We start from the raw sequence: 14,279 nt of genomic DNA on the forward strand, positions 1-14,279 counted from the left end.
ATATATGAATAAGTAATTATTTTTGACCAAAAATCATTCATTATCCAATAGATAACCTCGCTAGAATATCATTATCACCCTTTCATCCTGAAATTTGTTCCAATCCTTATCGTCTTAGTTAAGGAATTCAACGTATAAGCCAATTAGGCGACAATTTTCTACCAATGATTTACGATGAAGTATAAAGAGAACATGAAAGGAAGGAAGAAATGAAGCTTAGTATTTTAGATCAATCGCCCATTTCATCTGGCCAAACGGCACAACAAGCTTTACATGATTCACTACTTCTAGCGCAGGAAGGTGATAGACTGGGATACAACAGAATTTGGTTGACGGAACATCACGATTTACCAGGTTTGGCCTGTGCTACACCCGAGGTGATGCTTAGTTACATTGGTACTCAAACGAAGAACATTAGAATTGGGGCAGGTGCTGTTTTACTGCCACATTATAAGCCATATCGAGTGGCTGAAACATTCAACATGCTGGCCACACTTTTCCCAGGGAGGGTCGATCTTGGGATTGGACGTGCCCCAGGTGGTTCTGCAGAAGCAACGATGGCACTGTCAGATAATTATTTGCAAAATGTCTACAAAATGCCAGAGCTAGTACAGGAATTGCTACATTTTCTGAGAGGGGATTTTCCGGAGAATCACCAGTTTTCTAATGTTGCGGCTGCACCTGTCCCAGAGACTTTACCGGAACCATGGATTCTTGGCACAAGTGAAAAAAGTGCGAAGCTTGCTGCGGAGAATGGTGTTGCGTACGCATTCGGCGAGTTCATGAGCCAAAATGATGGTGTGAAAAGTTTACAGCATTATCGCAGCCACTTTCAACCAAAAGGGAACCTTTTGTCCCCGAAAACGATCTTAACGGTATCTGTAATTTGTGCAGAAGATGAACAAAAAGCAAAAGAAATTGCATTGAGCAATACTTTATGGAGAATTCAAAGCGATAAAGGGGAAAGTAGTATGGTTCCTAGTATAGAAGAGGCTAGCGAATATGTATGGACGGATAGGGAAAAAGAATGGAAGAGGAAAATAGATGAAAAGATGATTGTTGGTTCTCCATCACAAGTCAAGCGTCGCCTTTTGGACCTAAAGGAGCAATATCAAGCGGATGAAATCATGATTATCACGATCACACATCTATTGGAAGACCGCTTGAACTCGTTCCGTTTGATTGCCAAGGAGCTTTTTGGAAAGTAAGTATAAGCAATTCATGTGCAATTTCCCTGCATTTTCTATATGATGGCTTTGCGACCATTCATTTTAAAAAGAGAAAGAAGTTGAATATATGAATTATGACACATCAACAAAAAAACTGAGTGATATTTCTTTTTCCGTATTGGACTTAGCCTCCATTATTGAAGGCGGTACAGTATCTGCAGCATTTCATAATACCGTAAACTTAGCCCAGCACGCAGAAGAATGGGGATATCGCCGCTTCTGGGTGGCTGAGCATCATAGCATGCCCGGCATCGCAAGCTCTGCGACTTCCGTGCTAATCGGCCATGTCGCTGGCAAGACGGAGAGAATCCGGGTCGGTTCAGGGGGGATCATGCTTCCGAACCATGCTCCTCTTGTTATTGCGGAACAGTTTGGTACACTTGAGGCAATGTATCCGGGCAGAATAGATTTGGGTCTAGGAAGAGCTCCAGGAAGCGATCAGTATACTGCTATGGCTCTTCGCGGTGATGTCCGTAATAATGGACAGGATTTTCCGGAACAGTTGGAACAGCTTCGCAGCTATCTAAGTGCCGATTCCAAACATAATCGGGTCCGGGCTATACCTGGGGAAGGACAGGATATCCCTATTTGGCTACTCGGTTCAAGCGGATTCAGTGCAGCGCTATCGGCAAAACTTGGTCTGCCTTTCTCATTTGCCAGTCACTTTTCACCCGAAAACACTAAACCGGCATTAGCGCGATATCGGAATAATTTCCAACCTTCCGATGTACTTGATAAACCACATGCGATGGTAGGCATCAATGTATTTGCGGCAGACACTACTGAAGAAGCACACAAAATTGCGACCTCTTATCAACAACAATTCTTAAATTTAATTCGGAATACCCCTGGCCAAATGGCGCCGCCGGTCGATTCGATGGAGGGGCTCTGGACCGAATACGAAAAAGCGATCGTCATGAAGCAATTGAACGCATCAATCATCGGGAATCCGGAACAAGTCAAGGAACAATTACAGGCTTTCCTTGATGAAACACAGGCGGATGAAATGATTATAAACTCGGCGATTTATGATCACGGAGCCCGACTTCGTTCTTATGAAATCGTTGCCGAGATCACTGGAATGAAATGAGGGTTAAAAGAGCTTGCAGAAACACTGCAAGCTCTTTTTTAAAACTGGAAACGGGATATCTTTATTCACTAAAACTGAAGGAGCAAAACATGACCCAGGAAGTTCCAATATCATTATTGTTTCATTTTACAGATAAATATGGACATAAAAAGCCCATGTATTTTAATAAGCCGAAAAAGATTCTGATTGCCCATTCGATTGAAGAAGTGGTAATCAAATTCGATGAAGTACAGAAAGCGATTGATGAAGGATATTATGTAGCAGGTTATGTTTCTTATGAAGCCGCCCCAGCCTTTAATAACTGTTTGAAAGTAAAAGAGGGTGGAAACATGCCTTTATTATGGTTTGGGATTTTTGAAAGTCCGGGAGAATTCATAGAAGAAACGTTGGGTGCCTTTCATATGGCCGATTGGGATTCCGAAACCGATTCTAAATCCTATCATGCTGGATTTCAAAGGATTAAAGAAGAGATAGAGAGAGGTAACAGCTATCAGGTGAATTACACAATGCGTTTACGATCGAAGTTTGAAGGGGATGACTATGCATTTTATAATCGCCTTGTAAGAGCTCAACGTTCCAACTATAGTGCTTATTTAAATCTGGGAACATATCGGATTCTTTCCGCTTCTCCAGAGTTATTCTTTCGATGGGAAGATGGACAATTAATCACCCGTCCCATGAAGGGGACAGTAAAGCGGGCTGGAAATAGAGAGAGAGATTTGGAGAATGCCAAATGGTTAGCCAATTCCGAAAAAAATCAAGCCGAAAATTTAATGATTGTCGATTTGCTTAGAAATGACATGGGGATGGTATCGGAAAAAGGGACTGTTAAGGTATCTAAGCTTAAGGAAATCGAAAAATATCCGACAGTTTGGCAAATGACATCGACAATCACTGCAAGTACGAAGCCGGAAACGACTATTATTGATTTATTCAAGGCACTTTTCCCATGTGGATCGATAACGGGTGCACCGAAAATTAAAACAATGGAAATCATCGCTGAACTTGAGAATTCACCGCGTGAAATATATTGTGGCGCCATTGGCTACATCACTCCTAATCGGGAAGCAGTTTTCAATGTACCGATACGGACAGTAGTAATTGATAAGGAAACTGGTCAGGCTGCATATGGAGTCGGAGGGGGAATCACTTGGGACTCGGCTTCTTTGGAAGAATACGAGGAAGCCTTCTTGAAAGCAAAACTATTGACGGAAGAGCACCCGGCTTACCAGCTTTTAGAGTCAATCAGGCTTGAGAATGGCGAATATTCTTTATTGGAGGAACATATTGAAAGAGTGATACAATCTGCAGATTATTTTGGCTTCAGGCTCCCTGAAAAGACGCTTAGAAATCAACTAATAGAATACTCCTCCATACATACCGACACGTTAGAAAAGATTCGTGTGCTAGTTTCGGAAAATGGGGAAATTAGTGTCTCTGGGCAAGTAATTGATGGGGTAAATCCGGAAATATCAGTTATCGTAGCCGAAAGTCCGATTCATAGTGAAAATCCTTTTCTTCATCATAAAACTACGAATCGAGGCGTTTATGATGAATTTAAAAGAAGGTATCCTGACTTTCATGACGTATTGCTCTGGAATGAAAAAGGGGATGTCACGGAGTTCACGAACGGAAACATTGTCGTGAAAATCAATGGGGAACTCATCACTCCCCCTTTGGAATCAGGCTTGCTTGCAGGAACTTTTCGTCGAGAACTATTAAAGAGGAAAGAAATCCAGGAAAGGGTCATAAAAAAGGAAGAATTGGTTACTGCTGAGGAAATTTGGTTTATTAATAGTGTAAGAGGAAGGATTAAGGTTCAGCTTACCAATCAATAAAAACTCTATAACATTCATTATTTGGAGGGGTGTCATGAAAGAACATACAGTTGCGGGACTGACAAAAAAAGAATGGAAGGAAAATCCATTGCTTAAACAACTAATGGACACTGAAGAAACTTTCTGGTTAAATCCGAACTACACAAGCATGTTTGATCATCCAATTGTTCAAGCAGCAAAGGTGAAAGAGGCAGAAGAAAGATTGAATAGGTTTGCTCCGTATATTGCCATAGCCTTTCCGGAAACAAAACCCATGAATGGAATCATTGAATCTCCATTAGTCGAAATAGCTTCCATGAAGAGTCGAATGGAAAAAATCTATGAAATTGCCATCCCAGGTAAACTACTGCTTAAGTGTGACAGTCATTTACCGATCTCCGGTTCCATCAAGGCTCGAGGTGGCATATATGAGGTATTAAAACGGGCGGAAGAAATAGCGATGAAAGATCGGGGGTTTAAAGAAACCGATAACTATGAATTATTGGCCAGTGATGAATATAAAGAGTTATTTTCACACTATTCCATTGCTGTCGGGTCGACAGGGAATCTAGGTTTAAGCATTGGGATAATAAGTGCCCACCTTGGGTTTAAGGTAACCGTTCATATGTCAGCTGATGCCAAGCGGTGGAAAAAGGATAAACTCAGGTCGCTCGGTGTCATCGTAAAGGAATATGAAGAGGACTACAGTAAAGCCGTTGAGGAGGGGCGCAGACAGGCCTCTCTCGATCCCAGTTGTCATTTTATTGATGATGAAAATTCAGTCGATCTACTTTTTGGTTATGCAACGGCCGCAACACGGCTAAAAGAGCAATTGAATGAAAAGTCGATTATAGTTGACGAAGAACATCCTCTGTTCGTGTACTTACCTTGTGGTGTGGGTGGAGGCCCAGGAGGGATAACGTATGGGCTTAAACTGGCCTTTCAAAAAAATGTTCATTGCTTTTTCGCAGAGCCAACCCATTCACCATGTATGACGCTCGGGTTGGCAACAGGACTTCATGAAAAAGTTTCCGTGCAGGATTTTGGGGTGGATAATAAAACGGAAGCAGATGGCCTGGCAGTCGGTAGACCCTCCAAGTTGGTTTCGAATATGATGGACTCTATGTTGAGTGGAAGTTTCACGATTGGGGACGAAAGATTATTTGACTTCCTTCGAATGATGGCTAAAACGGAAGCTTATTATTTAGAGCCATCAGCCCTGGCAGGAGCATATGGACCGGTTCAAATATTCAGTAGGGAAGAAGGAGAAAAGTATATCATTAAGGAAGGATTGACAGGAAGGTTAAATCAGTCCACGCACATCATATGGGCTACAGGGGGAAGTATGGTCCCGAAAGAAATGATGGAAAGATACTTAACAAGAATGTAACAAAAAAAGAAGTTCAGTAACCATTCTGAACTTCTTTTTTTTTGTCGAATCCCCATGAAACCAGCAATAGTTGAATGGCTTTTTCCAGTTCCTTCTCAGGAATTCCTGCAAAACCAAGAATGATTTTGGGTGGACTTTCTTTCTTATGTTGAATGCTATAGGAAGATAGTCCGTAAATCTTAATATTAGCATTTGAAGCTCTTAGGATAAGATCCTCTTCATTCATACCATTTTTAACGATGAGGACGATGTGAAGTCCTGATCGCTCGCCAATTATCGTTATCTGCTGATGATGGGGTTTAAATAGTTCCAAAACCTTTTCCAACTTTCTACGATAAACTTTTCTCATTCGGTTTAAATGTTTCTCGAAATCTCCTTCTCTCATAAACTGTGTCAAAATATGTTGATCGATTCGGGAGACAGTTGAATGGTAAAAAGATAATTCCTCTTTATGTTTTTCTAGTAAAGCGAGAGGCAAAACCATATAGCTGACCCTAATAGAAGGAATCAATGATTTAGAAAATGATCCTAAATAAATCACTTTATCACCAGCATCCAAACTTTGTAGAGAGGGAATCGTTTTTCCACTATAACGAAATTCACTATCATAATCGTCTTCAATGATATAGCGGTTTTCCGTCTCTTGAGCCCAGTTCAACAAGCGAGTACGTCGGTTAACGGACAAAACCGTTCCATAGGGAAAGTGATGAGAAGGGGTTATATAAAGGACGTCAATATTGGATTGATCGATTCTATCCACCTTCACGCCTTCTTCATCCACTTCTAGTGGATACACATCATTTGGATAGCCTTTCAGAAGCCGTAAAATTAAATGGTATCCGGGGTCTTCGACACCATATACTGTTTTTTTATCAAACAGTAGTATCAGTTGTTGCAGTATAATCTCCAGCCCTGCACCGATAATGATTTGCTCGGGCACACACCGGACTCCGCGAGAATGGTACAGGTAATGGGCAATTTCACAACGTAACTCATATTCGCCTTGAGGGTCTCCTAGTAAAAGGAGTTCTTGATTTGATATGTCTATAGTGTTTTTTGTATATTTACGCCATTTTTCAAAAGGAAAATTTTCTGTATCTATCTGGCTGGGGTGAAAATGAAACAGGAAATCTTTCTTGTTATTGACCGTCTTTTCGACTGGAGCATTCACAGGTTGTGTGTATTCCAAATCCTCGGAAGTTTGAATGTAATACCCTTTTCTTGGGATGACTTCAACATAGCCTTCTGCACATAATTGCTCATATGCTGTCTCGACAGTATTTTGACTGATGTGGAGAAATTCCGCTAGTTTCCGTTTTGAAGGCAACTTTGTACCAAAAGGGAGCCGGCCATTTATAATTTCCGTTTTTATGTGTGAATATAACTGTTCATATAATGGCACTTCATCCATACGGTTTAAATTACATGCTAGCATATCCATTTTTTTTACCGACCTTTTCGTGGTTTCTATCTGACCCTATCATTTTCATTAAAACTGACACTTTCAATGTGGTCAACTATTTCTTATACTAATGAACAAATCTTAATTATGCAAATATTAGGGGGAAGAAGAATGGAAAAGCTTGTAGGAACCGACACAGTCAAAAGAGGAATGGCGCAGATGCAAAAGGGTGGCGTAATCATGGATGTCATAAATGCAGAGCAAGCAAGAATTGCTGAAGCGGCGGGGGCGGTGGCTGTCATGGCTCTTGAGAGGGTACCATCAGATATTCGTGCTGCAGGCGGTGTGGCAAGGATGGCCGATCCAAGGATCGTGGAGGAAGTGATGAAAGCTGTTTCGATCCCAGTGATGGCTAAAGCAAGGATCGGTCATATTGTGGAAGCGAGAATCTTGGAATCCATGGGAGTGGATTACATTGATGAAAGTGAAGTACTGACTCCAGCCGATGAAGAATATCATATTTTGAAAAGCGATTATATAGTACCTTTTGTATGTGGTTGCCGGGATTTAGGGGAAGCCTCCCGACGTATCGGCGAAGGGGCCTCGATGCTTCGGACGAAGGGAGAACCTGGGACAGGGAACATTGTGGAAGCTGTACGGCATATGAGAAAAGTTCAATCTCAAATTCGTAAAGTATGCATGCTGAGCGAGGATGAATTAATGACTGAAGCAAAAAATATTGGTGCTTCTTATGAAGTTCTGAAGGAAATCCGGCGCACAGGGAAATTACCTGTAGTAAACTTTGCAGCAGGTGGAATTGCGACTCCTGCAGATGCCGCCCTGATGATGGAACTTGGGGCAGACGGTGTATTTGTGGGCTCAGGAATCTTTAAATCGGAAAATCCCGATAAATTCGCTGCTGCCATCGTACAAGCAACTACATACTTCACCGATTATGATTTAATAGGCAAGTTGTCTAAAGAATTGGGAAGCGCGATGAAAGGAATTGATATTTCTAAGTTGGCCCCAGCTGAGAGAATGCAGGAGCGTGGATGGTAAACATGGTAACCATAGGTGTTTTAGGTTTGCAGGGTGCTGTAGAGGAACATATGAACCAAATCAAGGAAGCCGGTGAGCATGCGATATTAGTTAAGAACCCAGAACAGTTAAAGGATATCGATGGCCTGATCATTCCTGGTGGAGAAAGCACCACTATGAGAAAACTAATGGACCATTATGGTTTCATGGAGCCGATTACGGCATTTTTCGAACAAAAAAAACCGATTTTCGGAACTTGCGCAGGGATGGTATTAGTGGCAAAGGAAATGGTTAGTTTGGAACATCCCCATCTTGGTTTTATCAATATTACAGTAAATAGAAATGGTTTTGGTCGTCAGAGGGAAAGTTTTCAAGCACCCCTTATAGTTAAAGGAATGGAAGAACCTTTCATGGGTGTCTTTATCAGAGCACCTTTTGCCGTTGGCGTAGGTGAAGATGTGGAGATATTAGCAAGTTATGACGGGAAAGTAGTGGCGGCTAGACAAGAACAGGTTCTTGTCAGTTCGTTTCATCCAGAACTGACCGGTGATCAACGATTTATACAACTTTTTTTAAAAATGGTGAAAGACTCAATCAATCAATAGAGTTGAAAAGCTTTAAAAATCCTGCCCTAACGGGGCAGGATTTTTAGTCAATGGCATAATACAATTCTTATTAGTGTTTCAAAAATATAAATTCCAATCAAGTTACTTGACTTTTATTTTTCTGATAATTAAGATAATTAATTGAAGTTGCTTAACTGGAAAGGACCCAGATCCTTTGCAGATTTTACATACAGGAGGAATATATATGAGCGAAATTATAATTTTATCAGGCAGCCCTGCTATACCATCAAGAACAGATATTTCATTAAAATATATCCAAACGTTGGTGGAAAAAGAAGGATTTACGACGGACTATCATTCTATTACCGAGTTTTCTGCAAACGACTTATTCCAAGGTCGTTATGATAGCGAGGATATTCTAAGACTTTCAGAAAAGATTAAGCAAGCTAATGGTATCATTATTGGTTCACCTGTCTATAAGGCATCTTATACAGGAGTGTTGAAAGCTCTAATTGATTTATTACCCGAGGGCGCGTTTAAGGATAAGCCAGTTTTGCCCATAATGGTTGGGGGAAGCAACAGGCATTTATTAGCTATAGATTATGCGCTGAAACCTCTTATATCAATATTAAAAGGGGAACCGATGCAGGGGTTATACTTTGTCGATAAAGAAATCGATAAGCAGAATCCAAAACATCCGATTAAGGAAGTGGAATTACTTGATCGTACAAAGAGTCAAGTAAAGGAATTTGTAGAAGCCATACAAAAAAGAAGAAATTGATCATTTCTTCTTTTTATCTTGACCCTTCCCATCAACAAGTTAAGTTATTAGGCTACTTTAAAGGTTTATTCAAGCTTGTTCAGGATGAATGAACCTTTTTTACTGGCTTAACAAATCACTGTAACAAACTTGAACTATTTGTGTATAATAATTGAAGTTAAACCAAAATATTAAACCAAGTTAATTTATATGAAAACTCCATTGACAATGATTTGATATGTGTTAATATTTAAAATAATAAAACTTATCAAGAGCGACGGAGGGATTTGGCCCTTTGAAGTCCAGCAACCTGCATCATGAATGCAAGGTGCTACATCCAACAAAATGTCATCATTTTGGAAGATAAGGTAAATAAGATTACCTTATCAATCTTTCCATCTTGGCATGGAAGGATTTTTCTGATTGATTTTATTAATTTGGGGGAATTCATTTACAAGCTGATCATCTTACGACAAGCTAGTCGACGAGTTTTCTTAAAGGAGGAATAGCCTTGGAAAAGGAAAATCAGCTGGGGGAAATATTTGAAAGACTGCAAGAAATGCTAAAAACTATGAAATATGGATCCATAACCCTTATCGTTCAGGACGGTAAGGTTATACAAATGGAAAGAAACGAAAAATTGAGAATTAAATAAATGGACTGCTGACTAGAAAACTAGAGGTGGATTTAGCTGATATAAATAGGAAACTATTGGTTAAAGCCGCCTTTTTCATTATAAGAAATGGTGTTTCAAAGGCTTTCAAAGATATCTGCTGTACCATAGGGTGATTCTTAAAAGGGGGTATAGAGTTGGCAGAGCTAGTGGACTATGAAAATATTGATACAGCGACATTACCTTCGTTCCCGGAAGATAGCGATACAAAAGGCGCTTTAGAAGTATTGGAATGGGCAAATTCAGAGTACGGAGATAAACTCATTTATGCCTGTAGTTTTGGGATTGAAGGAATTGTACTGACAGATTTGCTGGCAAAGGTTAATCCTTCCGCCAAAATCGTATTCTTGGATACGGATGTTCATTTCGCTGAGACTTACCAATTAATCGAACAAGTGAAAAATCGTTACCCACGGCTTTCCATTGTAATGAAGAAACCGGAAATGACATTGGAAGAACAAGCCGCTGAATTTGGTGATGAATTATGGCTTCATGACCCAAATCAATGCTGTAACATCCGCAAAATTACGCCGCTCACTGAAGTATTATCAACAGCGACGGCTTGGCTCTCGGGACTGCGCAGGGAGCAATCGGAAACCCGTGCATTGACTGAATATATAAACAAGGACAACAAATTCAAATCTATCAAAATTTGTCCGCTCATTCATTGGACATGGAAAGATGTATGGCGTTATGCGCATAAAAATGGCTTACCATATAATGTGCTTCATGATAATGGATATCCAAGTATTGGCTGTAAAACATGTACAGCACCTGCCATTAATGCTGATGATCTTCGTTCAGGACGATGGCAAGGTGCCCAAAAAACAGAATGCGGATTACATTTATCATAATTATAAAAAATTCAGGGGGAAATCAGCATGACCATTAGCTTGCCGCACGGAGGAACATTAATCAATCGCTTTGAACCAGACTATGATTTAACTAAAATAGAACAATCCGTTGAAATTGATGAAATCTCATTAAGCGACTTGGAACTTATAGGGACTGGAGCATACAGCCCCATTGAGGGATTCTTTTCAAAAGAAGACTATCAAACAGTAGTAAAGGATATGAGGCTTAGCAGCGGGCATGTCTGGAGTATTCCTATTACATTACCACTTTCCGCTGATGTGGTAAACGCTCTTACAATCGGAGAAGAAGTAAAGTTAACTCATGAGGGCCAAACTTATGGAGTCCTTGCCGTTTCCGATATATTTACACCTGATAAGCAAGTGGAGGCAACTTTAGTTTATCAAACGGATGATGAGAATCACCCAGGTGTAAAAAATCTATATAATCGTGGCGATGTATATGTAGGTGGTAAAATCAAGCTTATTAAACGGATCGAGCGTCCATTATTCGAGGATCATTATTTAGACCCAGTTGATACCCGAAAAACATTTGAAGAAAAAGGGTGGAAAACGGTTGTCGGTTTCCAAACAAGAAACCCCGTTCACCGTGCCCATGAATATATTCAAAAAACAGCATTGGAGATAGTGGATGGCTTATTCTTAAACCCATTAGTTGGTGCCACGAAGTCCGATGACATTCCTGCTGACGTTCGGATGGAAAGCTATAAAGTATTACTTGAAAAGTATTATCCAAAGGACCGTGTCTCACTTGCGGTATTCCCAGCAGCCATGCGATATGCAGGACCTAGAGAAGCGATTTTTCATGCAATGGTTCGTAAAAACTACGGATGTACTCACTTCATTGTCGGGCGCGACCATGCAGGTGTGGGCGATTATTACGGTACGTATGACGCACAAAAAATCTTCGGGAACTTCACTTCTGATGAGTTAGGGATAACATTATTATTCTTTGAACATAGCTTCTATTGTAAAATATGTGGGAATATGGCTTCTGCAAAAACATGTCCGCATGGTAAAGAAGATCACGTCATCCTCTCTGGGACGAAGGTTAGGGAAATGTTACGGAATGGGGAAATTCCACCAGCGACTTTCAGCCGCAAAGAAGTAATCGAAGTATTGATAGAAGGGCTTAAGAAGAACGAGGTATATAACTAATTATTGTAAGTTTTAGAAGGAGGATCCTCATGAGTAAAAGTACTAATGTAACTTGGCATGATGCATCGGTAACGAAGGAACTTAGACGGAAGCAAAACGGTCATGAGAGCACGGTGATATGGTTTACCGGGCTTTCAGGTTCTGGGAAATCAACGATCGCCAATGCTGTTGCAAAAGAGTTGTATAATCGGAATATCCGAAATTATGTTTTGGATGGGGATAATATCCGTCATGGACTTAACAAGGATTTAGGCTTCTCAGAAAAAGATCGCACAGAAAATATTAGACGGATTGGAGAGGTCTCCAAGCTCTTCGTGGACAGTGGTCAATTCGTATTAACGGCATTTATATCACCTTTTCGTGCAGATCGTCAAATTGTTCGGGACCTGCTTGGAGAAGGCGAGTTTATTGAAGTGTACATAAAATGTCCACTTGAAGAATGTGAAGTCCGTGATCCAAAAGGCCTTTACGACAAGGCTCGTAAAGGTATCATTAAAAATTTCACTGGAATCGATTCTCCATATGAAGAACCGGAACATCCGGAAATCGTATTGGAATCCAGTCAGTTTAGTGTAGAAGAGTGCGTCGAACAGGTTATAGACTATTTGACAACAAAGAGAGCGATTTAACCTAGGGGGAAAAGAAATGGTGTACGAGAAGATTTGGGCGGACAATCCAGCGCTTGCCAAAAACAAAATGGAAATTCGGAAACTGGAAAAAGATGCTTTGAAGATTTTTGACGATATTCCTCATTACGCGGCAAATGGATTCGATTCCATCCCTAAAGAAGAATGGGATGTGTTCAAATGGGCAGGTCTTTACTTACAACGTCCTAAAGAAGCTGGTTATTGGATGATGCGTGTTGTGATTCCAGGAGGGATTCTCACATACGACCAACAGATCACCCTTGCAAATATTGCTAAGGATTATGGCCGCGATGTCTATGACATCACTACACGGCAAGCTATACAATTTCATTGGTTGACGATAGAGCAGGTCCCTGATATATTAAATCGTCTAGATCAGGTAGGATTGACAACAGCGGGTGCTTGCGGAGACATAACACGGAATATTATCGGCAACGCTCTTGCTGGAATCGATCCAGATGAGTTATTCGATACGCGGGAAGTCCTTAAGGATGTATTTGAATACTTCAGAATGAATGAAGACTTTTCGAACCTTCCACGTAAATATAAAATGTCAGTCAGTGCTAATATACATAATGCTTCAAACGCCGAAATCAATTGCGTTTCCTTTAATCCGGCAACAAAGGTCATAGATGGGAAAGAAGAAGTCGGCTTTCATGTGAAAGTTGGTGGGGGTCTATCCTCAGTCCCTATGCTGGCACAAGAACTGGAATTATTCGTTTTACCTGAGAAAACGGTAGAAGTGGCTGCAGCGATCACAACGATATTTCGTGATTTCGGATACCGGGAAAAACGCCACCGTTCACGTTTGAAGTTTCTTGTTGCTGATTGGGGCCCTGAACAATTCACGGAAAAAGTACTGGAATACACTGGGCCGCTACCTGACAAGGGAGAAAGTGCGTTGAAGGAATGGAATGCTGGTTATTTTTACGGCATACATAAACAAAAACAGGAAGGACTCAACTATGTGGGTGTCAATATTCCAGTTGGTCGACTAACGCCCGAAGAGGTTATCGAGTTCGCCGAAATAGCTAAAAGATATGGAAATGGGGAAATCAGGAATTGTAATTCACAAAACCTGATTATTCCGAATGTATCGGATGGAAATCTGGAAGCCTTAAAACAGGAAACAATCTTTGAAAGATTTCCATACGAGCCCAAGAAATTTCTCGGTTACTCCGTTTCCTGCACAGGTATAGAATATTGTAACCTAGCACTTGTTGAAACGAAAAACAGGATGAAAACCATTGCCGAAACATTGGATAAGGAAATTGATCTAGATGTACCGGTAAGGCTGCATATGGTTGGCTGCCCTAATAACTGTGGCCAGCGAGCGATTGCTGATATAGGATTACAAGGGATAAAAATGAAAAACCAAGATAAAAAGATGGTTGAGGCTTTCGAAATATACGTGGGCGGAACATTAAATGCTGGCGGAAAATTCAATGAAAAACTAAAAGGAAAAGTGGAAGCGGGACAACTTTATCATGTCTTGAAAGAGCTAATTCTTTATTTTAAAGACAAAAAACTTCCCTCGGAAAGTTTTCTTGAATTTGTTGAACGGGTTGGAACGTCGGAATTACAGAATAAACTGGATAATGTCTTAGCGAGCATGATTGCTGTTTAAAAAGAGGTAA

13 protein-coding genes and 1 riboswitch are annotated in these 14,279 nt (G+C 40.6%); of the genes, 12 read left to right on the top strand and 1 reads right to left on the bottom strand.

Annotation, left to right across the window (positions count from 1 at the left end; genetic code table 11):
- Positions 1–209: 209 nt before the first annotated feature.
- From ACIQXU_RS09495 to ACIQXU_RS09510, 4 genes are all read left to right on the top strand, one after another.
- On the top strand, positions 210–1,208 hold the full coding sequence (locus tag ACIQXU_RS09495) for an LLM class flavin-dependent oxidoreductase (RefSeq protein WP_402988565.1): 999 nt from the start codon (positions 210–212) through the stop codon (positions 1,206–1,208).
- 88 nt (positions 1,209–1,296) lie between these two features.
- A complete protein-coding gene (locus ACIQXU_RS09500; protein WP_402988568.1) occupies positions 1,297–2,319 on the top strand; it encodes an LLM class flavin-dependent oxidoreductase in 1,023 nt (340 codons plus the stop codon).
- Between the two features lie 89 nt (positions 2,320–2,408).
- Positions 2,409–4,157 carry an aminodeoxychorismate synthase component I gene (pabB, locus tag ACIQXU_RS09505; protein WP_402988571.1) on the top strand — a complete coding sequence of 583 codons (1,749 nt, stop codon included), beginning with the start codon at positions 2,409–2,411 and terminating at the stop codon, positions 4,155–4,157.
- A gap of 34 nt (positions 4,158–4,191) precedes the next feature.
- Positions 4,192–5,526 (top strand): D-serine ammonia-lyase, encoded by a 1,335-nt coding sequence (locus tag ACIQXU_RS09510; RefSeq protein WP_402988574.1) that lies wholly within the window; start codon positions 4,192–4,194, stop codon positions 5,524–5,526.
- A gap of 13 nt (positions 5,527–5,539) precedes the next feature.
- Here ACIQXU_RS09510 and pdxR read toward each other — a convergent pair whose 3' ends face one another.
- Complete coding sequence (gene pdxR, locus ACIQXU_RS09515; RefSeq protein ID WP_402988577.1) at positions 5,540–6,967, bottom strand: MocR-like pyridoxine biosynthesis transcription factor PdxR; 1,428 nt, start codon at positions 6,965–6,967, stop codon at positions 5,540–5,542.
- 132 nt (positions 6,968–7,099) lie between these two features.
- On the opposite strand from pdxR, the gene pdxS reads away from it, so the two are divergent.
- The 8 genes from pdxS to ACIQXU_RS09555 all read left to right on the top strand — a co-directional run bounded on the left by pdxS (position 7,100) and on the right by ACIQXU_RS09555 (position 14,269).
- A complete protein-coding gene (pdxS, locus tag ACIQXU_RS09520) occupies positions 7,100–7,987 on the top strand; it encodes a pyridoxal 5'-phosphate synthase lyase subunit PdxS (protein WP_402958802.1) in 888 nt (295 codons plus the stop codon).
- A gap of 2 nt (positions 7,988–7,989) precedes the next feature.
- Positions 7,990–8,571 carry a pyridoxal 5'-phosphate synthase glutaminase subunit PdxT gene (gene pdxT / locus ACIQXU_RS09525; RefSeq protein WP_402988580.1) on the top strand — a complete coding sequence of 194 codons (582 nt, stop codon included), beginning with the start codon at positions 7,990–7,992 and terminating at the stop codon, positions 8,569–8,571.
- A 205-nt stretch (positions 8,572–8,776) separates the two neighbouring features.
- The gene (gene ssuE / locus ACIQXU_RS09530; protein ID WP_402873154.1) at positions 8,777–9,313 is read left to right on the top strand and encodes an NADPH-dependent FMN reductase; all 537 of its coding nucleotides are present in this window, start codon (positions 8,777–8,779) and stop codon (positions 9,311–9,313) included.
- Between the two features lie 241 nt (positions 9,314–9,554).
- A riboswitch (SAM riboswitch) is annotated at positions 9,555–9,662 on the top strand.
- Between the two features lie 168 nt (positions 9,663–9,830).
- Positions 9,831–9,947 carry a YezD family protein gene (locus tag ACIQXU_RS09535; RefSeq protein WP_402873240.1) on the top strand — a complete coding sequence of 39 codons (117 nt, stop codon included), beginning with the start codon at positions 9,831–9,833 and terminating at the stop codon, positions 9,945–9,947.
- Between the two features lie 167 nt (positions 9,948–10,114).
- Positions 10,115–10,819, top strand: coding sequence for a phosphoadenylyl-sulfate reductase (locus ACIQXU_RS09540; protein WP_402958856.1), 705 nt, complete (start codon positions 10,115–10,117; stop codon positions 10,817–10,819).
- Between the two features lie 27 nt (positions 10,820–10,846).
- Positions 10,847–11,995 (top strand): sulfate adenylyltransferase, encoded by a 1,149-nt coding sequence (gene sat / locus ACIQXU_RS09545; protein WP_402988583.1) that lies wholly within the window; start codon positions 10,847–10,849, stop codon positions 11,993–11,995.
- A 29-nt stretch (positions 11,996–12,024) separates the two neighbouring features.
- Positions 12,025–12,624 (top strand): adenylyl-sulfate kinase, encoded by a 600-nt coding sequence (cysC, locus tag ACIQXU_RS09550; protein WP_402958809.1) that lies wholly within the window; start codon positions 12,025–12,027, stop codon positions 12,622–12,624.
- 16 nt (positions 12,625–12,640) lie between these two features.
- On the top strand, positions 12,641–14,269 hold the full coding sequence (locus tag ACIQXU_RS09555) for a nitrite/sulfite reductase (protein WP_402988586.1): 1,629 nt from the start codon (positions 12,641–12,643) through the stop codon (positions 14,267–14,269).
- Positions 14,270–14,279 lie beyond the last annotated feature (10 nt).

The organism is Peribacillus sp. NPDC097284, from assembly GCF_044761765.1.
Lineage (GTDB): Bacteria > Bacillota > Bacilli > Bacillales > DSM-1321 > Peribacillus.

Coding starts and splice junctions, on each gene's coding strand:
- ACIQXU_RS09495 (WP_402988565.1), top strand. CDS start 210: ATGAAGCTTAGTATTTTAGATCAATCGCCCATTTCATCTGGCCAAACG.
- ACIQXU_RS09500 (WP_402988568.1), top strand. CDS start 1,297: ATGAATTATGACACATCAACAAAAAAACTGAGTGATATTTCTTTTTCC.
- pabB (WP_402988571.1), top strand. CDS start 2,409: ATGACCCAGGAAGTTCCAATATCATTATTGTTTCATTTTACAGATAAA.
- ACIQXU_RS09510 (WP_402988574.1), top strand. CDS start 4,192: ATGAAAGAACATACAGTTGCGGGACTGACAAAAAAAGAATGGAAGGAA.
- pdxR (WP_402988577.1), bottom strand. CDS start 6,967: ATGGATATGCTAGCATGTAATTTAAACCGTATGGATGAAGTGCCATTA.
- pdxS (WP_402958802.1), top strand. CDS start 7,100: ATGGAAAAGCTTGTAGGAACCGACACAGTCAAAAGAGGAATGGCGCAG.
- pdxT (WP_402988580.1), top strand. CDS start 7,990: ATGGTAACCATAGGTGTTTTAGGTTTGCAGGGTGCTGTAGAGGAACAT.
- ssuE (WP_402873154.1), top strand. CDS start 8,777: ATGAGCGAAATTATAATTTTATCAGGCAGCCCTGCTATACCATCAAGA.
- sat (WP_402988583.1), top strand. CDS start 10,847: ATGACCATTAGCTTGCCGCACGGAGGAACATTAATCAATCGCTTTGAA.
- cysC (WP_402958809.1), top strand. CDS start 12,025: ATGAGTAAAAGTACTAATGTAACTTGGCATGATGCATCGGTAACGAAG.
- ACIQXU_RS09555 (WP_402988586.1), top strand. CDS start 12,641: ATGGTGTACGAGAAGATTTGGGCGGACAATCCAGCGCTTGCCAAAAAC.